The sequence below is a fragment of the Microvirga massiliensis genome (assembly GCF_001006805.1).
GTDB lineage: Bacteria > Pseudomonadota > Alphaproteobacteria > Rhizobiales > Beijerinckiaceae > Microvirga > Microvirga massiliensis.
Genome location: NZ_LN811370.1, coordinates 85,526 through 111,535, shown reverse-complemented (window position 1 = coordinate 111,535; position 26,010 = coordinate 85,526). Strand labels below are relative to the sequence as shown.

Genomic DNA, 26,010 nt, shown 5'->3' with positions numbered 1-26,010 from the left:
CATCTCGTCGCCCTCGCGGTCCTGAGCGATCGCTGATGCTCTACTTTGCGCTCAAGTACCTGCACGTGATCGGGGCGACCGTGCTGTTCGGCACCGGCGCCGGGATCGCCTTCTTCATGCTGATCGCCCACCGAACCGGCGATCCGATCGTAGTGGCCGCTGTCGCACGGATCGTCGTGCTCGCCGATTTTCTATTCACGGCCACGGCCGTCGTTGCCCAGCCGCTCACCGGCCTCGCTCTCGTCCAGCATGTCGGCTACTCGATCCGGGACGGCTGGATCGTGCTGTCGACCCTGCTCTACCTCATCACCGGTGCATTCTGGCTACCGGTCGTCTGGATGCAGATGCGCATGCGCGATCTGGCGACCGATGCGGCGCGCAAAGGGCAGCCGTTGCCGCGCGCCTATCACCGGCTCTTCCGAACCTGGTTCGCTTTCGGTTTCCCGGCCTTTGCAGCCGTTCTCGCCATCTTCTAGCTGATGATCGCCCGGCCGTCCTTACGGCTCTGACCAAGGCTGTCCGAGGTGCCGGTGCAAGCAATCTCGATCAACAACTCACCCGAAATTGGCACTGCCAGACGACAAGGGGAGTGAACCAGCAAAGCCGAGGCACTCCGTCGAATAGGGTGCCACACGTGTTTCAGGCTGTGCATTCATGTCGATCCAGGTCATCCGTCCGACGGTTCTGCGAGCCATGGCTGGAATTCCTGGCTTGGAAGACGAAAAGGCCTTTGTGCAAGGGCAAAAGCGAGAGCACGTGTGCAATTGCTACGCTTTTTGAACCGCAGAAACATGCGAGATTTAACGTAGTTAGGAGTGCTGCATTCCGGTCTCGGAAAAGGAACACGAGCGCGTCCTGCGAGTTTCGCCCGGAGATACCTGCGCAGGAGATCGATCATGAGCGCGACAGGTCTCGACGTCTTCGACAAGACGCTTCAGACAACGCACACGTGGCTCGATGAGCTGATGCGGGACGAGGCGATCGGTCCCGACAAGCAAATCGCCTGGCATGTGCTTGGCGCGGTGCTGCGGGCTACCCGCGATCGCCTTCCGGCCGACCTTGCAGCGCATCTCGGCTCGCAGTTGCCGCTCCTGGTCCGTGGGCTCTACTACGACCAGTTCCGCCCGTCCGAATTGCCCAATCGGTTCCGCTCGCTCGACGAGTTCCTGGAGCGCATCGGTGAGGAACTCGCGATGACGCGACCGGTCAATGTGCGCGATGCGACCCGGGCCGTGTTCCAGGTGCTGTCGCACCACGTGAACCAGGGGCAGATCGAGAAAGTCCGGCAGTCCTTGCCCGAGGAGGTGCGCGCCATCTGGCATGAGAGCCCGGATGCATCGGATACGCGTGTCGAAACGGAACGGTACAGCGCTGGAGGCGGCAACGTTGCGACCGGCGGTGCTCGTCTTCCGAGCCGATGAGACGAACTCACGCAAGCCGCCGGAGCGGTCCAGGCGTGGCCCTTATTCTTCTTGCGGCGGGACTCACCTTGGTAGGCTTAGTCGTGCTGCTGCGCTTCGATCAGGTGCTTTCGGACTGACAGCTCCGGGCCATGGCGTCCGTAAGCGGACCAAGCCGTGCCGATGATCACACGGGAGCCATTGGATCTTGTCGGAATGTCCTCGGGCGGCTTCACGCTTACGATGAACAGGCAATCATCAAGCCGCCGGTGGAGACCTGACGCTCGAACTAGAGGACGGCATCATGGCAGATGTTGCTCGAAAGGATGGAACGAGTGACAAGCAAAACCCTGATCCCGCCGTGTCCGGCCGCGAGAGTCATCGTCGTCGCCACGCGAGGCATGATCCTGGCGACACCGATCAGTCAGTGACAGGCGCTGGTCATCATCGCGGTCGTGGTCCAAAAGGATTCACGCGTTCCGATGATCGCATCCGCGGGGATGTCTGCGAGCGCCTGACCGAGGATCCGCACATCGATGCCTCGGATATCGAAGTGGTTGTCGAGGATGGCACGGTGACGCTCGTCGGCAGCATCAAGAGCCGGAGCGTGACGCACTACGTCGAGGATATTATCGAGAGGATCAGCGGTGTACGGCGTGTCCAGAATAACCTCCGCATTCAGCAGCGTGCGGGTGTTCTCATGGGCGCAGGCCGGACCACCGGACGAAGTGGCGGTCGGACAGGTGGTGGGAGCACACCCACCATTCTGAAGGGGAATGGGAGCGGACTATTACGGCGGCGGTAGAGTTCATAGAGAAGGAGACGTGATATGAACGTGAACAATTTCCGGCAGATGTATGTGGCTGAGCTCCAGGAGCTTCGCTCGGTCGAGGCGCAGCTCGTGGATGCGCTGCCCAGGATGGCGGACGCAGCGAGCCACTCCGAACTCAAGCAGGCAATCCAGAGTCATCTTCAGGAAACCCGCTCGCAGCGGGATCGCCTGGACGAAATCCTGCGCCGGCACGGGGCCGAGCCGCGCGAGCACGTCGATCAGTCCATGCAGGCGATCATCCGTGAGTCGGAAAAGTGGGCCAAGATGGTCGAGGAGGCCGAATTGCGCGACGCCGGCCTGATCGCCTCCGCCCAGCGGGTCGAACACTACGAGATCGCCGTCTACGGCACGCTTGCCACCTGGGCCAAGCAACTCGGACTTGATGAGGACCTTCGCACTTTGCCAGCGATCCTCGAGGAGGAGAAGCGCACGGACGAGAAGCTCACGGATCTTGCCAAGCGGGTCGTCAATCCAGACGCGGCATCCACGTGAATGGCGGCAGGCCAGCCTGCTTCGGGCAGTGCTGAGCGTGAACAAAGGGTGCTTGCGACATGACTCTGGATCAGCGCCCGACCGAAGGCCAAACACCTGAATTCGAGTCGTACGAGTATGCTGAATGGCGGATTCGGAACGGCGGCGTGATGGTGCTGCGTCTAGATCGAAGGACCGGCGTATGGGCAGGCGAGTGGGAAAGGCTGGATCCCGAGGCACCTGACAATCGCGAGCTGCATATCATCCATCCGGAGGAGTCGCAGGCATTGGCACGGGCTCGCGACCTGCGCCTTCGAGACGGCGCGAGAGCGTGGTGAAGTGACGAGCCCGACGGTTCCGCAATCCATCAAGCGTCATGCCGCCTGGGCTTGAGCTGTATTCAGTTCCAGTTTGGCTAATGCTCGGCTGCGGCGCCGGGGCTGCATTCGAGTGCCGGACTGAATGAGAATTTCTGGAGATCGACATGGAAGCCGAAGACAGGAACCCGCGCCATCATACGCAAAACATGCAGCAACGCCTGCAAGAGCTGATCGACCATTTGCGCCAGGACATCGCAACGATCGACGAACCGCAACTCAAGGCGATGTTCGAGACCTCGGCTGAAGTGCTTACCGGTCTCGTGAAGGCGTTCCGCGATTACGAGGAGAAGAACGAGCCGGCCTGGAGGTCCCAGTCTGATGCGCGCTAAGGCTTGGTCCTGGTGGCGAGCTACGGCAAAGGGCTGGACGGCAAGCGCCACACCTCATGGTGTTTCCCTAGGCTATCATCAGAGCGCGCACTGGGAATCGCCCGGATGGAACCGGGGTGGTTTCAAGAGGTTTCCGGAGAGCGTGGACGCTTTCCTCTGAGATGATGGCCATGCAGAATTCACAGAATGCAAGCTCTCGGCCAGATCCAACCCGCAATTATCCGGCGGAGAAGGCGCGGCAGGGCTATATCGTCCTGAACACGCCAGCGCGGCGGGTGATCTTCTTCGGCGGACTGATCGCCTTCGTCCTTCTATCCATTGTTCTGGCGATGCTCGGTGTATTCGCATGAACCGCAAGATCGACTGCTGTGAACTCGCAGTTTCGACGGCAAAAGTATGCGTCTTGCTGCGCTTGGATCCGAGACGAAGGCCGTATCGTTAACGGGCGAGCCTCTCCACATCCTGGGAGCATGCGCATGTACAGAATCCCAGCCATCGCTCTGGCTGCTCTGATGGCTGCGCCGAACCTCGCCCAGGCTCAGCAGGGTCAGGAGCGGATGGTGACGACCCAGACAGGTAAGGTGCGCGTCGAAACGCTCACGCGGGGGCTGGAGCATCCCTGGGCGATCGCTTTCCTGCCCGATGGGCGCATGCTGGTCACCGAGCGGCCGGGCCGATTGCGGGTCGTGACAAAGGACGGAAAGCTTTCCGCGCCGCTGACGGGCGTGCCGAAGGTGTTTGCGCAGGGCCAGGGCGGATTGCTCGATGTCGTGCTCGCCCCCGATTTCGCTTCGAGCCGTCTCGTCTATCTCACCTTTGCGGAGCCGGGCGAAGGTGGCACGGCCGGGACCGCAGTGGCACGGGGGCAGCTCAACGAGGCGACCACAGGCCTCGAGGACCTGAAGGTGATCTTCCGCCAGGAACCGAAGGAAAGGGGGCCCAATCACTTCGGCTCGCGCCTCGTCTTCGCGCGCGACGGCAAGCTGTTCGTGACCCTCGGCGAGCGCTTCAAGTTCGATCCGGCCCAGGATCTCTCGAATCATCTCGGGAAGGTCGTTCGGATCAACCCGGACGGCTCAGTGCCGCAGGACAATCCCTTCGTCGGGCGCCAAGGCGCCAAGCGCGAGATCTGGTCCTATGGGCACCGCAACATGGAGGCAGCGGGGCTTCACCCCGAGACGGGTGCGCTCTGGATTGCCGAGATGGGGCCGCAGGGAGGGGATGAGCTGAATCGGGTGGAGGCCGGCAAGAACTACGGGTGGCCACTGGTGAGCTGGGGCAATCACTATGACGGCCGTGACATCCCCGACCCGCCGACCCGCCCGGATCTCGCGGGCTCGGTTCATCAGTGGACCCCCGTCATCTCGCCATCGGGCATGACGGTCTACACGGGTGATCTCTTCACAGGCTGGCGCGGCTCGCTGCTCATCGGAGGGCTAAGTGCAGCAGCGGTCGTGCGGGTCATGCTCGACGGTGACAAGGTTGTCGGCGAGGATCGCATCGGCCTGAACGCGCGCGTGCGCGATGTAGGCCAGGGGCCGGACGGGGCAGTCTATGCGATCACCGACGAGGACAACGGCCGGCTCCTGCGGCTCACCCCAGGGGATCGGTCATAGCGGTGCAGCACTGAAATCCCGATCATGGGGCCGCATTGGCCTGTCGAGCACGGACATTCACTTCGCACGAAGCTCTGCCTTAGGCGTGCTGGACCAATTGTCCGGGCAGCGACACGTCCCAGTCGAAACTTCCGGGGCCGAAGTGACCCACGAGAGGCCGCCCGCGAACAAGCTTGGCAAAATTCGGCGCGATATCACGGCGCGATCACTGCTCAGACGCCGCGCAGCAGAAATTTCTCGAACGCCGCTAGGAAACCCTGCATGCACGCATGCCGCAGATTCGCTTGTTTACGGCAAGCCAAAGTGTTGGATGGTTGAAGAGTGGATCGCGAAACTCACATACTGATGAGGTTGAGCCCGGTTTTGAGGTTGAGCCCGGTTTCCGAGTCCATGCGCCGTCGGAGATGCGCCGGCGACTCGGTGATCATCACCTTGAGGGTCGGACGGACATGGCCTTTTCCAGATGGCCGGCGATAGCGCTGCCGGCCTGCTTGCCGAGCACGAGGTGGATGTGGAGGGAGGGCTTGCCTTCCCCGTCCAGGCCGATATCGCCGTTCATCGAGGCGACCTCGACCTGCTCGTCCACGGGGATCTCCAGGCACTGCTGGGTTCCCCAATCGAAATAAGTCACCACCGCACTGTTGAAGGCTCCGTTCGCGGTGATCTGCACGGCAGAAAGACCTTGTTCTCTCGCACGGGCATTGAGGCAGGCCATGACCTCGTCCCCGGACGCGAGCACGGCCACGAGCGTCCTCTGGCCACCGCTCTCATGGACAAGCTGCTCTTGATCTGTCGCTCTCCTCGCAGTGGATTGCAGCCGCCGGGACCGATTCCCGAGGCGACACCGGATAGCCACGCGCGCCGCTCCGGACCGGCTCTGCACGGACTCTGCCCGGAACGTTCTCATGCAGCGTCGGTTGAACCAAAGCCTTGCTATCCTCGGCCCTGAGGTCATCGAGGCACGGACCATGCAGCCGATCGCACGCTGAAGAGGGAGAAACTGATGGCCGCCACCGCTTCTGATGTTCTCGTTGACACGCTGATCGATTGGGGCGTCGATACGATCTTCGGGATTCCCGGCGACGGCATCAACGGCATCATCGAGGCGCTGCGGCAGAAGCAGGATCGGATCCGCTTTATCCAGGTCCGGCACGAGGAGGCCGCAGCTTTCATGGCCTGCGGTTACGCCAAGTGGACCGGCAAGCTCGGCGTCTGCATCGCGACATCCGGACCGGGTGGGATCCATCTGCTCAATGGCCTCTACGATGCGAAGCTCGACGGCCAGCCGGTCCTCGCGATCACGGGGTTGCAGTTCCACGATCTGATCAACACCCACACACAGCAGGATGTCGAACTCGACAAGCTGTTTGCAGACGTGTGCGTCTACAACACCCGCATCATGAGCCCGGCCCATGTCCAGAACTCGGTTGGGCTCGCTTGCCGTACTGCGCTCGCCTATCGCGGCGTCGCTCACGTCACCATGCCGGTCGATCTTCAGTCCCAGCCTCTGAAATCCGACAGTCGCTCGGAGCGCAACGTCCCGAGCCACGTCTCGGACCTCATGGCCGAGGGTGCACATGTCCCGACAGACGATCAGCTCGCTCGCGCGGCCGCGATCCTCAATGAAGGACAGAAAATCTGCATCCTGGCCGGACGCGGAGCACTGCACGCGCGCGCCGAAGTCGAAACGGTTGCCGAGCGCCTCGGCGCGCCGGTGGTGAAGCCGCTTCTCGGCAAAGGCGTTCTGCCGGACGAGCACCCGCTCACCACCGGCGGGATCGGCCTGTTGGGAACGGCGCCCTCGCAGGAGGCGCTCGAGACCTGCGATACCCTTCTCATCGTCGGGTCGAGCTTTCCCTATATCGAATATTATCCGAAGCCCGGGAAGGCGAAGTGCGTACAGGTCGAACTCGATCCGAAGCGCATCTCCCTGCGCTATCCGGTCGATGCGGGGCTCGTCGGCGACTCCACCCGCGTTCTTCAGATGCTGATGCGGCGCCTGGACTATTACCAGGATCGCTCCTTCCTCGAGGCAGCCCAGAAGGGGATGCAGGAATGGCGTGAGCTGATGCACGAGCGCGGCACGCGTACCGACATGCCGATGAAGCCGCAGGTGGTCGCGCACGAGCTCAATAAGCTTCTCTCGGATGACGCGATCATCGCCACCGATTCAGGAACCATCACGACCTGGGCAGCCCGCCATATCGACATCCGCGGCAACATGATGTTCTCGTGCTCGGGCAATCTCGCCACCATGGCGTGCGGGCTGCCCTATGCCAATGCGGCGGCAGTCACCTATCCGGGCCGGCAGGTCATCGGCTTCATCGGCGATGGTGGCCTGTCGATGCTGTGCTGCGAACTTGCAACCGCTGTGAAGTACGGTCTTGATATCAAGATCGTCGTCGTCAAGAACAACTCGCTCGGGCAGATCAAGTGGGAACAGATGGTATTCCTGGGCAACCCCGAATACGTTTGCGATCTGCAACCGATCGACTTCGTGACCGTCGCGCAGGGCTTCGGCGTCACGGGTTTCAGGATCGAGGATCCAGCGACCTGTGGCGATATCCTGCGTCAGGCGCTCGCCACGCCGGGGACGGTCCTGGTCGAGGCCGTGGTCGACCCGCACGAACCCCCGATGCCGCCGAAAGTGAGCCTCAAGCAGGCAGCCAAGTTCGCCCAGTCGCTCGCGAGTGGTACGCCCAACGCGGGCAGGATCGCGCTGACCGTCGCCTCGGACACCGTCCGCGAGATCATCTGACGGAGGCGCATCATGCCTCCTGCGGAGGCGCTGATCACCCGCATCGAGACACGGGCCTATACGGTGCCGACCGATGTGCCTGAGGCGGACGGGACCAGCTTGGCCGAGCGTGGAATCCTATGAGAGTCCAGTGAGGATTGGATGATGACCTTCGACGTGATGAACCCGAGACAGCTGGACCGCCCGGCGCACGAACCTACGCCAGGCGGGCAAATTCCAGGTGACGCGCCACCTCCTCGTGAGCCAGGCGAACTGCCCGACCAAGGTCCGACAGGGCCGCGCAATCCATATCCAGTCGACGACCCTGGCATTCATGAACCAACAACTCCGGATTCAGGGCCGGATACCCCGCCTGATCAGCCCTCGAACCCGATGCCGCGGTATTGATAAGTCAGTAGCCGTATTCCGGACGGTGCGATCACGGTCGCGGATCATCGGGCATCCGAGCCGGCCCTCGGGTACAGGCTCCTTCAAGCCTATCCTGGAGATTGTTCCTCGGCAGGCCGGGCAATCCGTTAGGAAGCGCCTGTCACGAGGACCGCGGATCATCCGGTTGTGGTGCACCGCCGATGTGCGACCGGGAACTCGTGACGGTGTATCGCTGAGCATAGACATCAGCGCCTTGAGCATCGGTAGATCGGGCCATCGACCGTAACTGTTTGCTGCTTCCATGTTGCGCCAGCACTCGCTCGGAAACCCTCAATGAGACGGCGCGTTATGTGCATACTTGCTCAGAATCAAGGAGTATAACCGATGAGTAAGATGGCTTGCCTTGCAGCGGCAACCTTGATGAGTACGGTCTCGATTGCTGCAACACCCTCGTCAGCTCAGGTGCAGTTCGGCATCGGGCCAGACGGACCAAATATTCGCGTCGGTCCTGATGCCGAGCGGCGGCGTGTGGAGCGCAGGTATATCGAGCGTCGGGTCTACGACGATGATCGCCTTTCCACTGGGAGCATCGAGCGTTGTCGGACTGTGACCATTCGTGAGGAAGACGACGATGGCGATATCGTGACCCGCCGTGTTCGGCGTTGCCGCTAATGCGCGATGATAAACGTGGGGCTTGGCGGAGCAATCACCGTCAGGCCCTCTCTTAGGGCCTGTCGGGTGTCCACCCTTCCCAGTGTTGTACTTAGACGAGGTCTGCCTTCCGGGATCTGATCGGAGAAGCCTATGCATCAGCTTCATCACACCTTGCTTGCCGCCGCCGCCTTCCTTAGCGCCGGACCGGTTCTCGCACAGGTCACCACACCAGCAGCTCCTGACAGTGGAACGGGCGGTGGTGCCGGTTGGCTCTGGATCCTGGTGCTCCTTGTCGTGATCGGCGCTGCGGCGTGGTATGTCTTCGGCCGGACGCGCAGACGGTCTTCGACGGTGCATTCCGTGGGGATCGATCATGACCGTGTGGCGGGCTCCGCCGAGCAGGCGAAGGGCGCCGTGAAGGAGGGCGTGGGCAGCCTCATCGGTGACTCCAAGCTCCAAGCAGAGGGACGCGCCGACAAGGTCGAAGGCAAGGCCCAGAACACCCTCGGAGGCATCAAAGACATGCTCAGGGGGAAGTAGGGCGGGTCGGTTGCGAGGAGAGTCAGGATGCGGCTCATCATTCTGCTGATTGCGCTCCTCGGCGGCTTCGTTCTGGTGGGCATGCTCGTCGCGCCGTCCATCCCCGGTCTGCGAGACTGGTATATCGCGAATGCCTGCCCCTACCTCGATCAGTTCAGCAGCGATATCTGCGCAGCCGTGCGAAGAGCCGCAGCAGGGCACGACATCTGAGATCCCTACGAAGAGCTAATCACTTCATTCACGAGTCCATCTCAGCCGCATCGAGCGTGTGCGTGGCATTGGTCATGCGCCATCGCGTGCTTCGGTCCGATCGTGCTCGTCAGCTTGCAGCAGGATGCCCGGCATCTGGATGCCGGGCCCGTGCGCGGTCAGGGTGGCCTCGCCCAAGCGGCGAGGACCTGTCGGGCCGATCAGCCGTGGCGCTCGATCACCGTCACGACGCGGCGGCTGCTGCCCTCGATGATGTAGTAGCGGTCCTTGATCAGCACGACCTTGCAATCCCGCACGCCGGTGATCAGGCTCTCGAGAGTCTCCGGGCAGTCGACCAGCCGCGTCACGGACGTCGGCAGGGGCTGGCCGACGGAGACGGTGATGTTCTCCTGCACGGGCTGGATGTTGATGCTGGTCAGCGACTGAACGGCCCGGGTCCTCTGCTCGCCCGAGAGATTGACCTTAACGTCCGTCGAGCCCGTGGTGGCAGCCGCACCCGACGTGCCGTGGCCCTGCCGTTGCTGGCCAGAGGCCGTGCCGGATGTCGAGGTGCCTTGGCGCTGCTGCTGGCCGGACGCCGTTCCCTGGCCCTGTTGCTGACCCGATGATGCCGCCCCCTGATCCTGCTGCCGTGGCTGACCGGCCGCTGTGCCCTGGCCGTGCTGGGTTCCGGAGGTGGTTCCGGATGCCGAGGAGCCTTGGCTCTGCTGGGTTCCGGAGGTGGAGCCGGAAGCCGAGGTGCCGCCGCTCGCGCCACCGGAGGCGCCACCCTGCTGACCCATCTGCTGGGTGCCCGAGGAGCCGGACGAAGACCCGGAGGTCCCGCCACCGCTCGTCTGGGCCACCGCCGCAAAGCTCAGGGAAAGGGCTGCCGCAGCAACCGTCGCCAACATTGTCACACGCATGTTCGTTACTCCCATGCTGGGGCTTCATTGCCTCACTAGAAGTTGGCAAACTCATTGCGCCGGATCATGTTCCGATCCGTCAGCCGATGCTCCAAAGCGGCCCTCTCGCGCTTTCCCTGGAATCCTTTGGCCTGACAATGAACAGCATGAACGGACTGCTTCTTCGAACGTGGGCGGATACCGAAACGACGATTTGCAAGCCGCCTTCAATGCTTCTGCGGAATGACACGGATGAGCGAAGCTCATCCGGTTGCCTTGAGCGAAGCCACAATGTTCGTGCTGTCACGGGCTCGACGCCGCATGTGCGCCCTCTGGTCATAGCGCCAATGCCCCTCCATGTAATCGCGAATGATCCGGGACGTTCAAGCGCAGCGGGACGATGCAGTGATGGAGAGGCCAGACTCCGCAGATCCGTAACACGCCCTTGAGGAGGTGGACGCATGCCGAAGGAACCCCGAAACAACACATCCCGCCGCGCGGCGATTCGAGACGGCGGATCTCCGCTGGACAACGTGAAAGCGACGCAGCAGACGGAAGCCGCGGCCACGAAACGGGAAACCGAGGCGAAGCTCCTCAGTGAACTCCCACGGGCACGCGCGAACTCAGTTCAGCAGGTCATCGCCCCAAAATTCATAGAGATAAGCTGGCCGGCACAAAAGAGATCTCCGACGAGCCCGTGGTGGAGGACGAGCCTTGAGTGTTGCGAAACGATTGCACTGCACGACCCGGCAGTCCGACGTAGCCATAGTGCCGTTCACTGCTGCGCGGAGAATGGCGGTCGGCACATCAGCCCGCCTGTCGGTTTCGACGAGGAACCGGTTCCTGGCTTGGCGATGGGTAACGGGATCGGCCAGATCGCGCCTTTGCCGCGGGACCGGAATGCCCTCCATCGCTTGTCTCCTGGCCATCTGCCCAGGATTCGCGCTCACTCAACCCGCTGCTACACCCGAGCGGAAGTGCAAGGTCGAGGATGCTCGGCCAGCCATTGGGCAGGCCTATTCGGCGGAACTGGCCGAGGATGCACGACGGGCCGCCGGCGCGCGGGATGTCCGCAAAGTCGAGCCCGGAGGAGCCTACACGATGGACCTTCGTGCGGACCGGCTGAATATCGAGGTCGACACGACGGGTGTTGTGAGGAACGTCAACTGTGGATGAGAGCTGTGCACCCCTTACGTTGCATTGAGCGCGGCTGCGCGCCAGGCGATGAACTTCATGGTCATTTGTGAGATGGACTCTAGGACGGCCGGCATAGGCAAATAGTGTCACCTGGCCCGAACGGGTCGGCGCTTCCCTCAACATCCGATCACTTTCCATGATCTGTGAGAAACGCCGGGCGCGCCGGCTGGTCCCTAAAAGGTCTTCCCGTGCGATGCGCCTGCTTGATCCAGTAGGGTTCAGGCCAGGAGTTCGTTCGAGAGCAGGATCCGAGGTCTTTGCTGCGGCTTCGACGAGCCGAACCTGCGCGGTCAGGCCTCTCCTACCTTGCGCAGTGCAGCCGCCACGGCCTCGTGTGTATCATTCGTCACTTGCGCGGCGGCGGAGGCGTGTTCCTCATCTATGCGCTCGTACTGCTGGATTGCATCTACTCGCTTCCTCCAACTCCTCCGCGAGCGCATTAGGGCGTGCTCGGGCGATCGTGTCGTTATCGTCGACAGTGGCCATACTGCTGAAGGTCCGCTAAGAGGAGCGACGTGAGTGGTTGAAGAGCCGCTCCAAGATACAAAGGCGCGAGTTGACAGCTGTTACCATCGGCGTCAGCGGGCCAGCCCGTCGAGGTGGTCGGGTTCACGAAAGAGCAACGGCAATGCTGCAGTGAGGCTCCATTCGCGGGTGGCCCGGAGCTGTACTGCTGGCCCCTCGGTGTCTCGAACCTGTTAGTTCGTGTCACCGCTCGTAGATTCCGATGAATTTCGCTTCGGCGATGATATGCGGGTGCGCCACCCCATTCGAGCCGCGGCGAGAGATTGCCCGCGCTGCGCGCATGCTGATCCGGGATGGGCTTGCTGTTGCCGAAAACCGAGCGGCGTAGGACGAATGCTCTCAATGCGGGCTTTATTCCAGGCTCAGGAGGAACGACCTCAATTCGTTGCGTTTGTTCCAGGCTTTAGGATTGCAAAAACAGCCCGGGCGACGACTGGTCCGTTCCGGGACGGACCCGATCCCTCACGGACGTGCAAGTGAACCACCGCGATGCCTCTCAGCCCTTTTCATGAAAGGGACGACACAAGGGTGGAGACGCGGTAATCATTGCGCGACTCATCTTTCACCGAACCTTCCTCATGCTCGATGCCATCCGCCGGCTCTTCGAGGCCGACAGTCTCTCCCCGCACGGCATTTGCCTGCTCTGGCGGCCCGAGCTGATCTGGACGCACGCAATCTCGGACGCTCTGATCGGGACAGCCTATTTCTCGATTCCGGTGGCCCTGACGTATTTCGTCTCGAAACGGCCGGACGTGGTTTTCACCTGGGTGTTCTGGGCCTTCGCGACCTTCATTCTTGCTTGCGGTACCACCCACTATTTCTCGATCTGGACGCTCTGGTTCCCAGACTACGGGGCCGAAGCCCTGATCAAGGTCCTGACGGCAGCGGCGTCCGTCGCGACCGCCATCGCCCTGTGGCCCCTGCTGCCAAAGGCCGTCGCGGTTCCTTCGCCAGCCCAACTCAGAGCTGCAAACGCCATCCTCGAGCAGCGGATTCGCGAGCGCGACGAGGCCCTCGCGGCGCTCAGGCGCGAAACCGCCGAGCGCCTCAAGGCCGAGGAGATGCTGCGCCACGCCCAGAAAATGGAGGCACTTGGCCATCTCACGGGCGGCATCGCCCATGACTTCAACAATCTCTTGACGGTCGTCCTCGGCAATCTCGAATCGATTGCGAAGCGCACGGAAGGGCAGGGCGAAAGGCTGCACCGCGCCGTTCACAATGCTCGAACCGGGGCTGAGCGAGCCGCCCTGCTGACGAAGCAACTTCTCGCCTTCGGCAGGAAGCAGCCGCTTCATCCCATCGACCTCGCCGTGAGCGAGATCGTGCAAAAGGTGGCCCATCTGCTCGATCGCACGCTGGGCAATCACATCGCGCTTCGGACCGAACTCGCGCCGAATGCCTGGACGGCTTACGTGGACCAGAACGAACTCGAGAGCGCGCTCCTGAATCTGGCCGTCAATGCGCGAGACGCCATGCCGAAGGGAGGCACTCTCACGATCCGCACCCGAAACGCTCGGGCCAGTGCAGGTTCTGCTGCATCCGGCACGGGACCCAGCCGCGAGTTCGTGCTCGTGGAAGTCACCGATACGGGCGAGGGCATGACCGAAGAGGTCAAGAGCCGTGCCTTCGAGCCGTTCTTCACGACGAAGCCGGTGGGCCAGGGCTCCGGGCTGGGACTAAGCCAAGTGCACGGATTCGTGACGCAATCAGGTGGAGAGGTCGAGATCGAGAGCGAACTTGGCGAGGGCGCGACAGTTCGGCTATATCTCCCGCGCGCGGACTGAAGCACGGGGGGACAAGGATGCATGGTGCACGCGTCTTCGCTGCGATCGACCACATGTTGCCTGGATTGCTCGCCCGCACGGTTCTCATCGTGGAGGACGAGTTCCTCGTCCGGGACACTATCGCGGGCGCGCTCGAGGATGCCGGTTTTGCCGTTGTCGAGGTCGGCACCGCAGAGGAGGGCCTCGATATCATCGGGAGGCGGCCGATCGGGGTTCTCTTTACGGATATCCGACTTCCCGGTTCGATGGATGGCTGGCGGCTCGCCGAGGAGGCGCGACGGCTCTATCCGCAGCTCCCGGTGATCTATGCGTCCGGTTATTCCGTCGAGGCACCGCGGCTCGTGCCCGGGGGCGTCTTTCTCCGTAAGCCTTACCTTCCCTCGGAGGTGATTGCGACGATCGAAGAACTCGTAGGGGGCAACCCGACTGAGTGAGGTCGCCATACGCCACCGAAATGCGACCCGCAGCAAACGCTTGCGGCATCTGCGAGATCGGGGGCAAAGACATGGTGGCGGAGGAGGGTGAGCGTGCCCGGGGTCGTAAAGATCCTGACACGCTCCGCATAAGGGCATGCTGGCAATGCTCGTCGGGTGGCTTGTGGCATGGCTTGGATCGCCTGGGCTGTTCTGGACCGTCACATCGCTTCCCGCAGGCGCTTCGGTCATGGGGCAGATTGTCGGACGCTGTTCGCGTGAACCGTCGGGTGTGCTCGTCGTTCCGGAGCCAGGCCTCACTGCGTTCGCGGTGCGCGATCGGGTCCAGCAACGTTCGACGCCGCCGCGAGCAGTTCTTGCTTACCCTGGCAGACTTCCGCGAATGGTGTGGTTCTCGCTTGAACTTCGGATCTGAACATGCAGATGCTGCCATCGTCATCGGCAGATCCGAATCCGCAGGCGCTGATGGCTGAGAGCCCATGGGCTCCGGCCTGCCCAACCGAGCCCGTCATCGCCGACGCTCAGGCGCCCTGTCGTTCCTCAGCCATGCCAGACACCCGGAAAGACCGTGAACTCCTCGCCCAAGCCGATCGGAACATAGCCGATGGCGAGAGGCGCGTGGCCGAACAGGCTGCACTCGTTGTGCGGATGACGAAGGCAGGTCAGGATACGACGGAGGCCGAGATGCTGCTTCGGAGCTTCGAGCAGACCCTCGAGATCTGTCGCGTCCAGCGACAACTCATCCTGGAAGCCCTCGGTCAAGGATCGGCAGCTTGAACCTTGGGTCCACACCGGCACAGCGGATTATCCCGGTCCGGCTGCTGCTCCCACCGGCGGATCCCCCGCTGTGTCACGCAGGTGATCGGAGCGCGATCCCTGAGATGATCGTGAATCTTACTGTATCGTATCATTTCAGCCTCAGATCGCTCCAATTGTCCCTGGGCGGTGTCGCTGAAGGCTCGATTGCGGCTGGGCTCGATGGCCCTCCGGAGTTGGCCCGATCGCTACGGCCTCAGATGTGTTGAGACGCGTCCGGATCCTCCCTATTCACACCGAAGCTACAGGTGGAATTTCCGCCGCTGCCCTCTTCTCTCCTCGCCTGACTTGAGAGGCTGGTCCGAGTATTGCCCCCTCGGCAGTCTTTCTCGCGATTCCTCGAGAGAGTAGTCTCTCCGCTGTGCGCCCAGACGGAATGCCGTGTGGCGCACCGGATCCGGGAAAATGGGTGCCCCTCGCGCCCGTTCGACTGAACCAGCGCCACCCTGACGCGTTACTCGCCAAACCGAGCTCACCTTCAAGGGCTGCTGTGAACATCCAGGGGCAATCCCGGTCCGACACCATGGAGCACGGCAGGAACCGCATCCTGGCCGCTCTCCCCCAGGATGCATTATCCGCGTTGGCCGAGCGCGCGAGCATCGTCTCGCTGGCTCGCGGGCGCATGCTGCAAGAGGTGGGTGAGCCGGTGCGGGAGGCCTTGTTCCCACACAGCGGCGTCATCGCTCTCATCTCTCCGATGGGCAATGGCCGTGACGTCGAAACCGCAGCGGTTGGATCCGAGGGCTATCTTGGATTTTGGGCGGTCCTGGGCGGTGATGACCGAGCGCTCTGCCGCGCCGTCGTCCAGGTTCCGGGGACCGCAACCCGCCTGCCGATCGACAGCCTTCTGGCGATCAGTCGGGTGTATCTTCCGTTCGCCGACCTGCTGCTGCGGTTCAGCAAGGTGCTCCTCAAGCAATCCATCCAGTCGGCCGCGTGCAACGGTCTGCATCGGCTCGAGGCCCGTTGCGCGCGCTGTTTGCTTCATGCCCATGATCGTGCAGGACGCGACGAATCCGTGCAGATGTCCCAGACCGTTCTGGCCGCCAGGCTGGGCGTCCGTCGGCAAAGCTTAAGTGCCGTGATGAAATCCTTTCAGGCACGTGGCATCGTTCAGCTCGATCCGGGAGGCGTGAGGATCCTGGATCGAGCCGGTCTCGAGACCGCCTCGTGCGAATGCTATAGTGTCTTGAGCGACACGTACCGGACCATCTTGCCCGTCGCATGATAGTCCCCCGTCAGGGTTGCACCGAAGTCGCTTTAGTCTTGGCCTCTTGCTACAGCTCAAGGTTCTCAAGCGGCATAGTCAGGCGCACGGTGAGCCCCTCCGTTGCCCAGTCCTGCTCGATGACGGCTCCAAGCTGCCCTGTCGCACTACGCGAGGCGAGCAAGGTTCCGAAGCCCTGGTGGGCTGGGGGGCCCGGGAGCGCGGGGCCGCCCCGCTCCTGCCACGTGAGTCGGAACCGATGGCCCGGCAGAATTTCTCCCGTGATTGCGACGGATCCTTCAGGACGCGAGAGACTGCCGTACTTCACCGCATTGGTCGCGAATTCATGAATGATGAGCGCAAGCGCAGTTCCCGCTCCAGCCCCAACCGGGGCGTCATCACCCCCAATCGCCAGCCGGGCATTATCCAAAGGGTCACCCGAGGAGGCTCGGCCGCCCGGCTCGGGCATGTAGGGACTGACAAGAATGCGCAAGAGACCCAGGACCGTTCGGCTCGCCGGATCAGCCTCGTTCCACGGACTATGCGGTTGGATATACTCGTGCACATGAGCCAGGCTGTTGAGGCGCTGCACCAGGCCGGTCGCAAACGGCCTCACCGCCTCATCCTTTCGGGAGGTCAGGCTCACGAGGCTCGAGACCACCGCGAAGATGTTCTTGATCCGGTGCGCCAGCTCGCGGCTGATCAGATCCCGTTGTTCCTCCGAGGCCTTGAGGTCGTGGATCTCCGTGCAGGTTCCAAACCAACGCTCGACCGTCCCGTTTGCGCAGCGGATCGGGAGTGCACGCCCAAGGGTCCAGCGATAGACGCCATCATGCCGACGCAGCCGATACTCGACGTCATACGGCTCGCCCGTAGCCAGCGATTGCCGCCACCGCTCCCAGGCGCGGGGCCGATCGTCGGGATGGAACACGCCACTCCATGCCTCGCCGTCGGTCGATCCGTAGGGCACGCCGGTGAATTCATACCAGCGATCGTTGTAATAGTCGTGATGGCCATCCGGCCGCGCTGACCAGACCATCTGCGGCATGGTGTTCAGGATCGCCTCAAGGCGGGCCTTATCGGTCTTCATCCCAGCCGGATAATGATCATTCAGCGAGTGGGCTTGGATCGTGCCGACAAGACAAAGCTTTTGCGGCCGATCCGAAACGAGGCTCGGCCCCGGCAGCATGACAGTCCAGGCAGCACTTACCCGAGTGGCTTGCCCGGACCCGGGGTGCTGGATCCGAAAGGTTTCTTTGAGACGTGTTCCCTTGCCGTTCCTGAAGGCGTTGCTGATGCCATCACGGATGCGCGCGCGATCCTCAGGATGCAAAAGCGACACGAAGGCGGCCCCCGTCAGGGGCCAGCGAAGATCCTCGATGCCATGATGCCCCAGCACAATCTCCCGGAAGGTCGAGTTGCCGTCGAGCAGGTCAGCGGCGGGGTCAAACCACCACAAGCCCATCTGGGCAGTATCCGCGGCCAGCGCGAGCAGATCGTCTGCGCAACCGGTATCATCGCCTCTCGGCCGAAGAGATTCCACAGTTGAGGCGTTCTGGTTCATCGTACTTGAAGCACCTGAAGTGCGTGTTCGGACACTGGCTTGGATTGATCGCGACCGGCCGCGGGCCTGTCAGCCGTCAGGCCTCAGGATGATGCTTTGCGGTTTGATCTCGGGCAGAATGCGCTCAAAGTGCTGTTTGACGGCGGAATGGCACTCACATGCGGCCTCTTCCAAGCGGGCGCGGTCCAGGATGACGATATGGCCGCGCGCATACCGGATCAGGCCGCGCGCCCGCAGGGCGCGAGCCACGGACGTGACGGTGGTGCGCTGGACCCCGAGCATCTCGGCCAAGGCTTCCTGCGTCAGCGGGATCTCGGCGCTGTTCACGCGGTCCTGGGTCGTCAGCAGCCAGCGGCAGCAGCGTGCCTCGAGCGAATGCAAGGCGTTGCACGCCACGGACTGGAGAATCTGAGCCAGAAGAGCATCGGCATACCGGCTGAACAAGTCACGCAGAGTAGCCGAGCGTTCCTTAGCCTCTTCGATGCGGGCCGTTTCGATGCGAAGCGCCGGGCCGGGAATCTGCACTTCTGAACGGGTAAACGCCGGCTTATAGCCTGAGGACACAATGCCGCCGATGGCACCTTCCCGCCCGATGGTGGCGGCCTCGGCAGCACGTCCGGTCTGCATCATCACGACGAGGGATGCCATGGTGCTGGCGCAGGGGAAGTAGGTACGCGTGACATCGTCGCCCGGCTCGAAGAGCACCTCGCCCTGATAGAGCGTGACTGCTTCAAGGTGCCGTTCAAGAAGCGCGCGGTCGCTGGGCTGAAGCGACGCCAGGAGGCGGTTGCTGACGAGGAGCCGAGTCACGGCGGCATCGACATCGGTAGGTCGGATCGAAGGTTGTCTCATCGGTGTCCCCAGATCCTGCGGTCGGAGCAGTCTGATGCTGCCCTTCTTCGATCCGCAGGGTGCAGGATGGCACCGTGTCAGAAAACGCCACGCTTGTCTGTCGAGTACTCGACTTAGCCGTCAACCCTTTCGGGCTCGCACGACGGCGTCGCGCTCGTGTCGCCATTCTGAAAAGCAATTGCCCTCAAACGAGACCTGCTTCGGTTCAGTGGATCGGGGGCGCGCTCACCCGCGCATGTAACGCCCTGCTGGGTGGATTGCCGCGTCTGATCCTGCCCTCGTGATCGGCGCAATGACGACTCGAGCCGTTGGGGACCTTCCATGGGTCATAGCCTAGCGGCGGTCGGTCCGGGAACCTTCCACCAGCCCCCGGGAGAAGCTGACGGACGGCCCGTACCAAGCCCGCGCGGCGCGCATCCGGATGTGGTCCGCGGCTGCCTGCTCGTCCGGATCGTTCGAGAAGGCCTTGATGAGCTCGAGCAGCATCGTAACACGGCGGCGGCCCGTCAGGTCGAGTGCGGCAAGCCTGTCATCGAGGTTCACGCCTGCCTTGCCGCGCACGGACGCGGTTTCGGCAATGCCTTCGATGCGTAACTGAAGGCGGAGGATGTGGCGGGCGACGGTCACGGACACGCAACTTGGGAGCTGTGGCGTTGTCCGAACGGCCGTGCTGCGCATGCGTTCCGCGGCCAGGATGCGACAATTGCATGCCGGTCCGGCCTGTCGATCCGGGATGCCCACCACACCATCGCTTCCGCGGGACCGGTCAGCGTCGCGTCGCCTTCCTGATCCGGCGCCATAGGGTGCTCGCGAGCTCGATCATGCCCACCGCAATGAACGCCGCCACGGCTCCGATGGCCCCTTGAAGATCCTGGAACCTGGTGTTCCGTGGCCGTGGCTCCCTCGGGTCAACCGACATCCAACGCGATCCGAACGACGTAAACTGGAACAACGGTCATCACCGAACCCGACGGTGCCGCCGAGCAAGGCAGTGGGCAGGAATGGTGACGAAAGCACTACGCGCGTGAGGGCCAACCCGATCAATCCTGCGGCCGTCGTTCGCCGCCGCGTTGGCGGCTCCCGGGATTGCGAATTCTGATCCTCATCCATCCGATACGGCCTCGACCCGCGGCTACCGCGAGGTCTTCCAGGGAATTCCCGGTGGTGCCTCCTCTCACCGGAACGGACATCCACGCTCCGATGCAGCGCCTGGATGGCGTCTCGCCGGATCAGTACAGGCGGGGCACGTCGATGACGAACCGGGCACCCGGGTGCGCACAGGCGACCTGGAGTGTGGCCTCGAGCTGACGGACGAAGCCCGCGATCAGGCGGCTGCCGAGACCGCCCGGCAGCCGCACGGGGTTGAACCCCGCAGGCAGGCCGACGCCCCGGTCGGCAACCTCGAGGCGCATTCCCTCCGGGCCGTTCCGGGACAGCATGACCCGAACCTCGCCGCCCGAGCCCGGATAGGCATACTTGATGGCGTTGGTGACGAGCTCGTTGAGCAGGAGACCCAAGGGGATCGCCCGGTCCGTCGCTACCGTGATCGGCTCGTCGGCCCGGAAGACGAGCGTGTGGTGCGGCGCCGTCTCCTGGAGCTTGGCGCAGAGCCCGCCGAGGAAGTCGGCCAAGTCCACGGAGGTGACATCGCCGCGCCGCCAGAGCTGGTCGTGCACCTCGGCGATGGCGCCGACCCGGGCCTCGGCATCCTGCAATGCATCGCGCACGCCCCTGTGCTGAGCACTGCGGGCCTGCATGCCGAGCAGCGCAGCGACGAGCGTCAGGCTGTTCTTCACGCGGTGGCTGATCTCGCGGGTCAGGGTTTCCTGATGTGCAAGTGCCTCCCGCATCAGGGCCTCCGCGCGCTTCCGCTCGCGGATGTCGCGGTAGATGATCGAGACGCCGAGCGCGCGGCCGTCCGGGGTTCGCACCTGGGTGGCCGTGATCGAGACGTCGATCCGTTCACCGCTCCTGTGCACACGCACGGTGTCGAGCTCGACCCGCTCGCCGGCCATCGCGCGGGCGAACACTCCGGTGGGCCCGTCGGGCCGCTCCGGGGGCAGGAGCAGGGTGACGGGGCCTCCGACCGCCTCGGCTTCGGTGTAGCCGAACAGCCGCTCGGCCCCGCGGTTCCAGGTCAGGATCCGGCCGTCCGGGACCCGGAAGCTGACGATTGCGTCTCCCGACGAGGAGACGATGGCGGCGAGCCGGGCGTTCGCCTCCTCGGCCTGCCTGCGCTCGCTGACATCGCGCATGATGCCGGTGAAGAAGGTCTCGCCCTCGGCGTGCCATTCCGCGATGGCAAGGTCGAGCGGGAACTCCGAGCCGTCCTTGCGGCGCCCCACCACTTCCCGCCCGATCCCGATGATCCGGGCCTCCCCCGTCCTGAGGTAGGAGCCCAGGTAGCCATCATGGGCCTCGCGGTCCCGGGGGTTCATCAGCATGCGGATGTTCTGCCCGAGAACCTCGCCGGCCCCATAGCCGAAGACGCGCTCCGCCGCCGGGTTGAACGACTGCACGATTCCCCGCGCATCGATCAGCACGATGGCGTCCACCGCCGTCTCGACGATCGCCCGGTAGCGGGCCTCGCTGGCGCGCAGCGCGTCCTGCGTCCGGTGGCGCAGGGACAGGTCGCGGATCACTGCGGAAGTCCGGATCGGATGCCCGGCCGCGTCACGCACCATGACCGCGTGCACGCACACCCACAGCAGGGAGCCGTCCTTGCGCACGTACCGCTTCTCGGCCTCCACGACCGGGATCTCGCCGGCGGCCAGACGCGCGAAGCAGGCGAGATCGGCCGCGCGGTCGTCGGGATGGGTCAGATCGGCGAAGCTCCTCCCGAGGAGCTCGTGCGCCGTATAGCCCGTCATGGCGCACAGGGCGGGATTCACCCGCATGAGCCGCCCCGCGGGATCGGCCCAGGCATTGCCCACCGGAGCGGAGTTGAACAGCGCATCCAGCTCCCGCCCGGCCTGCGTCTGCGCCGCCCGGGCGTTCTGCCGCGCGATCGCGACGCCGAGCAGGTTGGCGAAGCCCTGCATGAAGGCGAGGTCCGCGGCGTCGAACAGCCCGGGTGAGGCGCTGTCGGCCTCGAGGACGCCGAAGGGATCGCCCGTCTCCCCATTGCGGATCACGACGTTGATCGCGCGCCGGATCCCGTGCCCGGCGAGCAGGGACGGGACCCGGAAGCGGCTCTCCGTGTCGAGGTGGTTCGAGATCACGGGCGATCCCGTCCGGAGCGCGTAGCCGGCCGGGGATTCGAGGTCCGCCCCGATGGTGGCCACCCCGACGATGCCGGGGGCCCAGCCCACCCCGGCCCGGACCAGGAGGCGGTTCTCGGCGGGGCAGTATTCCAGCACTTTCGCGAACGGCGTGCGCAGGCCTCGCGCGCACAGCTCCGTGGCGCGCTGGAGCAGGTCGTCGAAGCTCCCGCAGCCGAGCGCGAACTGCCCGAACTCGGCGAGCAGGGATTGCTGGTGCAGCCGGTAGGCGAGGAGATGCTCGGCGGGCGTCGCAGCGTCGAGGAAGCGGCTCACGGGCGGGCCTGCCGTGTGGCGGCGTGCCCGCGCAGTACGGTATGGATCCGCATCCGGCAGCCTGTTCCTCGCGCCCTGAGCCACTCCACGCGATCCCGGGCGGGGCGCATACCGATAAGGGGCATTCCGCCACGGATCGTGTCGGTCCGGCGGGTCCGTTCCGCGGCCAACAGTGATACCCATGCGGCGTCCGGGAGACCCTCACCGGCTGTTCGATGCCGTGGCTCGTTCCGGTGTTCGCTCACGGTCTGGCGCCCCCGCGCTGGTTCGCTGCTGCCCGTTGATCCCGAACGAATCCGCCTCCAGGAGAGCCCTCGTGCGGATAGTCGAGGCAGCATCCCGGGGGCGCAGCAGGTCCTGTGCCAATTCCCAGGGCGGGCGTGTTGAATTGCCGAGATTAGTGGATGTCCAAACACCCGTCCAGCACGAGCAGACGCGCCGCAAGTCCCGGAAGGGTGGTCTCCGTGCGGTGACTCCGGCGGCGGATCCACCGCTCAACCTCCAGCAAAACCCTGACGGTCAGCACCCGCTGGTGATGTTCGTTCGTCACCTCGATCGTGACGTCACGGGCATCGCTCTTCGGCGGCCGGTCGCAAGCGATTTCAGCCGCCATGAGGACGGCCTCGGATTCGGCGGCATTCAGGTTGTCGAGTTGGGCGCTGTCTTATCGGGAGCGAACCGCTCGCCTTCCCGAACGTCGAAATAATAGCGGGGCATTGCCGATCCTGGCCGAGCGGCATGGGGATCAACACGCAGCCCGGCGACTCGTTCGCCGCTCATGATTCCATCCGCCTCGCGTGATAAGCGGGAGCCATGAGAAAGGCCCCGCTTGTGGGGCGAGGCCCTGATCGGCATGGGAGCCTAGAGGCTCCGGTCCAGGGTGATCAAGCCTGCCGTTGCACGCCGAACAGCAGGGTAACGGCCGCCTTCGCGGGCAGTCCCGGGGCTCTCCCGCCGCCATTACTTGCGCTTGCGCCGGAACCTATCGGAACTGCCCAAGCCCGCTAAGCCGGACAGGCTGAGCATGGCTAACGTCAGGATGGCAATGTTCCCACCAGCGATTCCCCAAAGCAGAACAGATAAAGCGTCTCGGGTACCCAGTAATAGGGCGAGAGCCGACGCGACGATGGAGCCTATGGCGGCTGAGATCGCATAGATGGCTAGCATAGTTGGTCAACCATAGCCCCAATACGAATGACCACCCTGAACAAAAGCCTGACACCGCTCCTGGTTCCATCAATGGTCTGCCATTCGACTTACAGAGGCGAGCTTCTTCTTCCACTAACGCTCGAATTTGTTGTTCTTCTACTCACATCTGAGTTTGCATGTTGTCGCGATTCTGCAGATCATCGGCGTGGCGGCTTCGAGTAGAGGTCGGGAATAGAGAGCTGGGGGACGTCGCGCGCCGGCCAGGAGGCAGCCCAGGAGTAGCTTTCGGCCTTGACCGGTAACGAAGCGTGAGTGTCGTTAAACGGAAACTCGGCCAGGAGCCCTGCAATGCGATTCAGCATCGCCCTGGCCTCGGCCTCGCTCGGCCGCTCCGGAGTGGAGGGAAGCTCGATCGAGCTCGCGAGATACAGACCAGTGGTCGGATTAACCCCCTGACCGGGACAGCACCGAACCGTCAGGACGCAAAGTCGGTGCCCCGATGAGGCGGTGATTGGTGCGAACGGCCAGTCGCCGACACGCGCCAAGATCAGCTCCGCCGTGTCCTTTGCCGGCCGCACGTCGTGGTATTCGCAGGTCTTGCAGAGTTTCTCGTAGCGCGACGCTTTCCATGATCTGCCCCAGATGCGGCAGGGGCACGCGGGCCGGTTGTACGACCTTGGTCGTTTTTCTTTTCGCTGCTTTCACGGCGATGACGGGCCGCCGCAGCTCGGTGCCCCGCACGAAACTTGCCTCCCAGCCGCCAGGATGGCCTGATCGGTTTCGACGGTCGACAACGTATAGGCATCGGCCCCGCAGGCGATGACGACGCGATCGAGGCGCCGATAGGGCGGCAGCACGGGTGCACCGTCCGGCTCTTCCTGTGCCGTTCGTGCCACCCTGGCCCTCAGCGGCTCCCGGTCAGAGGGCGGCGGCCGGATTCTGCAATCTGGCCGCCAAGCCGGAGACGATCGTGGCCCGCACACTGGCCTCGCCGTCGGCCATCAGGCCGTTCGCCCGCGACGCTGCGAGCAGCTCGTGCTCGACGCACGTGCGGTCGAGCCAGCCGCGCACCACTATCTGCCCGAGGCGGAATGCGGTCTCGTTCAAGGTCTTGTTGCGCGGGCCCTTGGCCGTCGCTGCCAGCTTGCACGCCTCCTCGACGAGCGCAGCCTCGGCATAACGCTCTTCGCGCGAGCCGCCGCGCGGCCGCTTGCTGGCCCGACATAGGGGTCGCGCGGCGCCTTTGGGCTCGTCTCGAGCCAGAAGCCCGTACAGCCAATCCGGGCGTCGGCGAACTCGCACTGTTGAGGCGAGCGAAGCCACTCGTGAGGCTGGCCATCGGCGCGCAGGGGTGGCGGTAGGATCACACAGCCGCCTTACCCGCACACGTTGATCCTGCGCGGGATGCGCCCCGGGGCGTTGATAACTGGCCGCGTGGGGTCCCAGCGGAAGGACAGATGCTCGCCGCCGCGGGGCGCGCGTTGCAACCGTCTCCGGCAGGGTGCCGTGTTCGCGCTGCAGTTCCGCGAGATCGCGCAGCCCATTGGTAACCGTATCATCGTCGATGTCGGGATCGAGCGCCCAGCCTCCAGCCAGCCCGCCTGTGGCGACGCAGATCATGGCGTGCGGGTTCTTCAGCCACCGTTCGACAATATGTCTTCCGTCAGTGGTCGCTTTGTAGTGCCCTCCCGTGCCGCCGATGCGTTTGCCGTTCGCATCCTTGTCACGCGGCACGAGCGGCTTCTTGGTCTTCGGGCAGCACGGGAATACCGGCCACCCTTGGCGGGCGTAAGTCAACGCCGCGCGGCCGAATTCGGAGAGGGGTCGATGCGCGGTCATCATGGCCGCTTCCCGACGTCGGAAATGTCGTCGTCATGGAAGCGACTGCTGCCGCGCGGTCTGTCGGGGGCAGCCCTTGAGCTTCACCAACTCGTCGATAACCAGATCGGCACCGATGCAATCGGAGCCGTCCTTGGTCTTGCCGCTTGCAGCGATGGTAGCGCCAGGGCAAAGGGCTGAGAGCCTCTCGGCCACATCGGAAAAGCCGCGGAGCGAAACCCACAGGGGAACGTCATCGCCACAGTCGACTATCAATCGGACGGTTTGTAGCGGATTCCAGAGGCGGGCGTGCGCTGCTGTGGCGAGCCATGTAGCCGTCCAATGCAGAGGAGCCTGATCATCGGGCTGCCCCTCACTGGAGGTGCCGGCGGTCATCACTCCAAACCGGCGCAAACCTTGCCAAAAGGCTCCCGGTGCGGCATGTTCCGCGCTGAAGCATTGAAGCGGCTTCATTTGCTCTTACTCCGCCGTCCCGGGATCGAGCCGGTGCGGCGGCTTTTTTGAGCGAGAACCCTCGACCGGGACATTACCGGCAAAAATCAAAGGAAACGGGAGACGGAAACCGCCCGTCCCACTGTAGCTAAGCTGCTGATTTTCTAAGAGCCGGTCCGAGGGAAATTTGAGTCCGAGCAGTGACTTTTGATTCCCTGGTTGGCGCCAATTC

General features: G+C 63.7%; 28 protein-coding genes. 15 read left to right on the top strand and 13 right to left on the bottom strand.

The window, feature by feature from the left end; genetic code table 11:
• Positions 1-35: 35 nt before the first annotated feature.
• The 7 genes from BN1233_RS39290 (at position 36) to BN1233_RS39255 (ending at position 5,028) form a co-directional block, all read left to right on the top strand.
• Positions 36-476, top strand: a complete 441-nt coding sequence (locus BN1233_RS39290) for a DUF2269 family protein (RefSeq protein WP_046869107.1) — start codon at positions 36-38, stop codon at positions 474-476.
• 420 nt (positions 477-896) lie between these two features.
• Positions 897-1,421, top strand: coding sequence for a DUF2267 domain-containing protein (locus BN1233_RS39285; protein ID WP_063776774.1), 525 nt, complete (start codon positions 897-899; stop codon positions 1,419-1,421).
• 283 nt (positions 1,422-1,704) lie between these two features.
• Positions 1,705-2,205: a BON domain-containing protein gene (locus tag BN1233_RS45610; RefSeq protein ID WP_074078470.1), complete on the top strand. Its 501-nt coding sequence runs from the start codon at positions 1,705-1,707 to the stop codon at positions 2,203-2,205.
• A gap of 24 nt (positions 2,206-2,229) precedes the next feature.
• On the top strand, positions 2,230-2,724 hold the full coding sequence (locus BN1233_RS39275; protein WP_046869105.1) for a YciE/YciF ferroxidase family protein: 495 nt from the start codon (positions 2,230-2,232) through the stop codon (positions 2,722-2,724).
• Between the two features lie 463 nt (positions 2,725-3,187).
• Positions 3,188-3,412: a hypothetical protein gene (locus BN1233_RS39265; protein ID WP_046869103.1), complete on the top strand. Its 225-nt coding sequence runs from the start codon at positions 3,188-3,190 to the stop codon at positions 3,410-3,412.
• Between the two features lie 170 nt (positions 3,413-3,582).
• Positions 3,583-3,762: a hypothetical protein gene (locus tag BN1233_RS39260; RefSeq protein WP_063776775.1), complete on the top strand. Its 180-nt coding sequence runs from the start codon at positions 3,583-3,585 to the stop codon at positions 3,760-3,762.
• Positions 3,763-3,888: 126 nt separating this feature from the next.
• Complete coding sequence (locus BN1233_RS39255) at positions 3,889-5,028, top strand: PQQ-dependent sugar dehydrogenase (RefSeq protein WP_197094667.1); 1,140 nt, start codon at positions 3,889-3,891, stop codon at positions 5,026-5,028.
• Between the two features lie 427 nt (positions 5,029-5,455).
• On the opposite strand, the gene BN1233_RS50320 is transcribed toward BN1233_RS39255, so the two are convergent.
• A complete protein-coding gene (locus BN1233_RS50320; protein ID WP_244471068.1) occupies positions 5,456-5,773 on the bottom strand; it encodes a PPC domain-containing DNA-binding protein in 318 nt (105 codons plus the stop codon).
• Between the two features lie 258 nt (positions 5,774-6,031).
• On the opposite strand from BN1233_RS50320, the gene BN1233_RS39245 reads away from it, so the two are divergent.
• From BN1233_RS39245 to BN1233_RS39230, 4 genes are all read left to right on the top strand, one after another.
• The gene (locus BN1233_RS39245; protein ID WP_046869100.1) at positions 6,032-7,786 is read left to right on the top strand and encodes a thiamine pyrophosphate-dependent enzyme; all 1,755 of its coding nucleotides are present in this window, start codon (positions 6,032-6,034) and stop codon (positions 7,784-7,786) included.
• A gap of 159 nt (positions 7,787-7,945) precedes the next feature.
• A complete protein-coding gene (locus tag BN1233_RS50900; protein WP_074078471.1) occupies positions 7,946-8,173 on the top strand; it encodes a hypothetical protein in 228 nt (75 codons plus the stop codon).
• A 786-nt stretch (positions 8,174-8,959) separates the two neighbouring features.
• Positions 8,960-9,349, top strand: a complete 390-nt coding sequence (locus BN1233_RS50895) for a CsbD family protein (protein ID WP_342341698.1) — start codon at positions 8,960-8,962, stop codon at positions 9,347-9,349.
• A 27-nt stretch (positions 9,350-9,376) separates the two neighbouring features.
• The gene (locus BN1233_RS39230; protein WP_046869098.1) at positions 9,377-9,559 is read left to right on the top strand and encodes a hypothetical protein; all 183 of its coding nucleotides are present in this window, start codon (positions 9,377-9,379) and stop codon (positions 9,557-9,559) included.
• 200 nt (positions 9,560-9,759) lie between these two features.
• On the opposite strand, the gene BN1233_RS39225 is transcribed toward BN1233_RS39230, so the two are convergent.
• On the bottom strand, positions 9,760-10,464 hold the full coding sequence (locus BN1233_RS39225) for a DUF1236 domain-containing protein (RefSeq protein ID WP_046869097.1): 705 nt from the start codon (positions 10,462-10,464) through the stop codon (positions 9,760-9,762).
• A gap of 879 nt (positions 10,465-11,343) precedes the next feature.
• Between BN1233_RS39225 and BN1233_RS39220 the strand changes: the two genes are divergently transcribed.
• The 3 genes from BN1233_RS39220 (at position 11,344) to BN1233_RS39210 (ending at position 14,383) form a co-directional block, all read left to right on the top strand.
• Positions 11,344-11,619 carry an I78 family peptidase inhibitor gene (locus BN1233_RS39220; RefSeq protein ID WP_052764120.1) on the top strand — a complete coding sequence of 92 codons (276 nt, stop codon included), beginning with the start codon at positions 11,344-11,346 and terminating at the stop codon, positions 11,617-11,619.
• 1,124 nt (positions 11,620-12,743) lie between these two features.
• On the top strand, positions 12,744-13,949 hold the full coding sequence (locus tag BN1233_RS39215) for an ATP-binding protein (RefSeq protein WP_052764119.1): 1,206 nt from the start codon (positions 12,744-12,746) through the stop codon (positions 13,947-13,949).
• A gap of 17 nt (positions 13,950-13,966) precedes the next feature.
• Positions 13,967-14,383 (top strand): response regulator, encoded by a 417-nt coding sequence (locus BN1233_RS39210; RefSeq protein WP_244471067.1) that lies wholly within the window; start codon positions 13,967-13,969, stop codon positions 14,381-14,383.
• A gap of 540 nt (positions 14,384-14,923) precedes the next feature.
• Here BN1233_RS39210 and BN1233_RS47910 read toward each other — a convergent pair.
• The gene (locus tag BN1233_RS47910) at positions 14,924-15,145 is read right to left on the bottom strand and encodes a hypothetical protein (RefSeq protein ID WP_154678347.1); all 222 of its coding nucleotides are present in this window, start codon (positions 15,143-15,145) and stop codon (positions 14,924-14,926) included.
• A gap of 463 nt (positions 15,146-15,608) precedes the next feature.
• On the opposite strand from BN1233_RS47910, the gene BN1233_RS39195 reads away from it, so the two are divergent.
• Entirely contained in the window at positions 15,609-16,427 is an 819-nt protein-coding gene (locus BN1233_RS39195) for a Crp/Fnr family transcriptional regulator (protein WP_187144476.1), read from the top strand.
• Positions 16,428-16,476: 49 nt separating this feature from the next.
• On the opposite strand, the gene BN1233_RS39190 is transcribed toward BN1233_RS39195, so the two are convergent.
• The 10 genes from BN1233_RS39190 to BN1233_RS49345 all read right to left on the bottom strand — a co-directional run.
• The gene (locus BN1233_RS39190; RefSeq protein ID WP_052764118.1) at positions 16,477-17,970 is read right to left on the bottom strand and encodes a PAS domain-containing protein; all 1,494 of its coding nucleotides are present in this window, start codon (positions 17,968-17,970) and stop codon (positions 16,477-16,479) included.
• A gap of 69 nt (positions 17,971-18,039) precedes the next feature.
• Entirely contained in the window at positions 18,040-18,822 is a 783-nt protein-coding gene (locus BN1233_RS39185; RefSeq protein WP_082145918.1) for a Crp/Fnr family transcriptional regulator, read from the bottom strand.
• A 333-nt stretch (positions 18,823-19,155) separates the two neighbouring features.
• Positions 19,156-19,500 carry a hypothetical protein gene (locus tag BN1233_RS39180; protein ID WP_156312747.1) on the bottom strand — a complete coding sequence of 115 codons (345 nt, stop codon included), beginning with the start codon at positions 19,498-19,500 and terminating at the stop codon, positions 19,156-19,158.
• A 551-nt stretch (positions 19,501-20,051) separates the two neighbouring features.
• Positions 20,052-22,358 (bottom strand): PAS domain S-box protein, encoded by a 2,307-nt coding sequence (locus BN1233_RS46420; protein WP_052764117.1) that lies wholly within the window; start codon positions 22,356-22,358, stop codon positions 20,052-20,054.
• A gap of 397 nt (positions 22,359-22,755) precedes the next feature.
• Positions 22,756-22,971 (bottom strand): DUF6894 family protein, encoded by a 216-nt coding sequence (locus BN1233_RS47905; protein WP_147707797.1) that lies wholly within the window; start codon positions 22,969-22,971, stop codon positions 22,756-22,758.
• A gap of 26 nt (positions 22,972-22,997) precedes the next feature.
• Positions 22,998-23,138, bottom strand: a complete 141-nt coding sequence (locus tag BN1233_RS47900) for a hypothetical protein (RefSeq protein ID WP_154678346.1) — start codon at positions 23,136-23,138, stop codon at positions 22,998-23,000.
• Between the two features lie 1,070 nt (positions 23,139-24,208).
• Positions 24,209-24,403: a hypothetical protein gene (locus BN1233_RS39155; protein ID WP_046869090.1), complete on the bottom strand. Its 195-nt coding sequence runs from the start codon at positions 24,401-24,403 to the stop codon at positions 24,209-24,211.
• 22 nt (positions 24,404-24,425) lie between these two features.
• Positions 24,426-25,349, bottom strand: coding sequence for a bifunctional DNA primase/polymerase (locus BN1233_RS39150; protein ID WP_046869089.1), 924 nt, complete (start codon positions 25,347-25,349; stop codon positions 24,426-24,428).
• A gap of 30 nt (positions 25,350-25,379) precedes the next feature.
• The gene (locus tag BN1233_RS49350) at positions 25,380-25,721 is read right to left on the bottom strand and encodes a hypothetical protein (RefSeq protein WP_156312746.1); all 342 of its coding nucleotides are present in this window, start codon (positions 25,719-25,721) and stop codon (positions 25,380-25,382) included.
• A gap of 84 nt (positions 25,722-25,805) precedes the next feature.
• A partial coding sequence (locus BN1233_RS49345; protein WP_210168232.1) for a hypothetical protein occupies positions 25,806-26,010 on the bottom strand: 205 nt, incomplete at its 5' end.

What these genes read in the sequence shown, in the direction of transcription:
- BN1233_RS39290 (WP_046869107.1), top strand. Translation starts at nt 36, where the DNA reads ATGCTCTACTTTGCGCTCAAGTACCTGCACGTGATCGGGGCGACCGTG.
- BN1233_RS39285 (WP_063776774.1), top strand. Translation starts at nt 897, where the DNA reads ATGAGCGCGACAGGTCTCGACGTCTTCGACAAGACGCTTCAGACAACG.
- BN1233_RS45610 (WP_074078470.1), top strand. Translation starts at nt 1,705, where the DNA reads ATGGCAGATGTTGCTCGAAAGGATGGAACGAGTGACAAGCAAAACCCT.
- BN1233_RS39275 (WP_046869105.1), top strand. Translation starts at nt 2,230, where the DNA reads ATGAACGTGAACAATTTCCGGCAGATGTATGTGGCTGAGCTCCAGGAG.
- BN1233_RS39265 (WP_046869103.1), top strand. Translation starts at nt 3,188, where the DNA reads ATGGAAGCCGAAGACAGGAACCCGCGCCATCATACGCAAAACATGCAG.
- BN1233_RS39260 (WP_063776775.1), top strand. Translation starts at nt 3,583, where the DNA reads ATGCAGAATTCACAGAATGCAAGCTCTCGGCCAGATCCAACCCGCAAT.
- BN1233_RS39255 (WP_197094667.1), top strand. Translation starts at nt 3,889, where the DNA reads ATGTACAGAATCCCAGCCATCGCTCTGGCTGCTCTGATGGCTGCGCCG.
- BN1233_RS39245 (WP_046869100.1), top strand. Translation starts at nt 6,032, where the DNA reads ATGGCCGCCACCGCTTCTGATGTTCTCGTTGACACGCTGATCGATTGG.
- BN1233_RS50900 (WP_074078471.1), top strand. Translation starts at nt 7,946, where the DNA reads ATGAACCCGAGACAGCTGGACCGCCCGGCGCACGAACCTACGCCAGGC.
- BN1233_RS50895 (WP_342341698.1), top strand. Translation starts at nt 8,960, where the DNA reads ATGCATCAGCTTCATCACACCTTGCTTGCCGCCGCCGCCTTCCTTAGC.
- BN1233_RS39230 (WP_046869098.1), top strand. Translation starts at nt 9,377, where the DNA reads ATGCGGCTCATCATTCTGCTGATTGCGCTCCTCGGCGGCTTCGTTCTG.
- BN1233_RS39225 (WP_046869097.1), bottom strand. Translation starts at nt 10,464, where the DNA reads ATGCGTGTGACAATGTTGGCGACGGTTGCTGCGGCAGCCCTTTCCCTG.
- BN1233_RS39220 (WP_052764120.1), top strand. Translation starts at nt 11,344, where the DNA reads ATGCCCTCCATCGCTTGTCTCCTGGCCATCTGCCCAGGATTCGCGCTC.
- BN1233_RS39215 (WP_052764119.1), top strand. Translation starts at nt 12,744, where the DNA reads ATGCTCGATGCCATCCGCCGGCTCTTCGAGGCCGACAGTCTCTCCCCG.
- BN1233_RS39210 (WP_244471067.1), top strand. Translation starts at nt 13,967, where the DNA reads ATGCATGGTGCACGCGTCTTCGCTGCGATCGACCACATGTTGCCTGGA.
- BN1233_RS39190 (WP_052764118.1), bottom strand. Translation starts at nt 17,970, where the DNA reads ATGAACCAGAACGCCTCAACTGTGGAATCTCTTCGGCCGAGAGGCGAT.
- BN1233_RS39185 (WP_082145918.1), bottom strand. Translation starts at nt 18,822, where the DNA reads ATGAGACAACCTTCGATCCGACCTACCGATGTCGATGCCGCCGTGACT.
- BN1233_RS39180 (WP_156312747.1), bottom strand. Translation starts at nt 19,500, where the DNA reads ATGCGCAGCACGGCCGTTCGGACAACGCCACAGCTCCCAAGTTGCGTG.
- BN1233_RS47905 (WP_147707797.1), bottom strand. Translation starts at nt 22,971, where the DNA reads ATGGCGGCTGAAATCGCTTGCGACCGGCCGCCGAAGAGCGATGCCCGT.
- BN1233_RS47900 (WP_154678346.1), bottom strand. Translation starts at nt 23,138, where the DNA reads ATGAGCGGCGAACGAGTCGCCGGGCTGCGTGTTGATCCCCATGCCGCT.
- BN1233_RS39150 (WP_046869089.1), bottom strand. Translation starts at nt 25,349, where the DNA reads ATGATGACCGCGCATCGACCCCTCTCCGAATTCGGCCGCGCGGCGTTG.
- BN1233_RS49350 (WP_156312746.1), bottom strand. Translation starts at nt 25,721, where the DNA reads ATGACCGCCGGCACCTCCAGTGAGGGGCAGCCCGATGATCAGGCTCCT.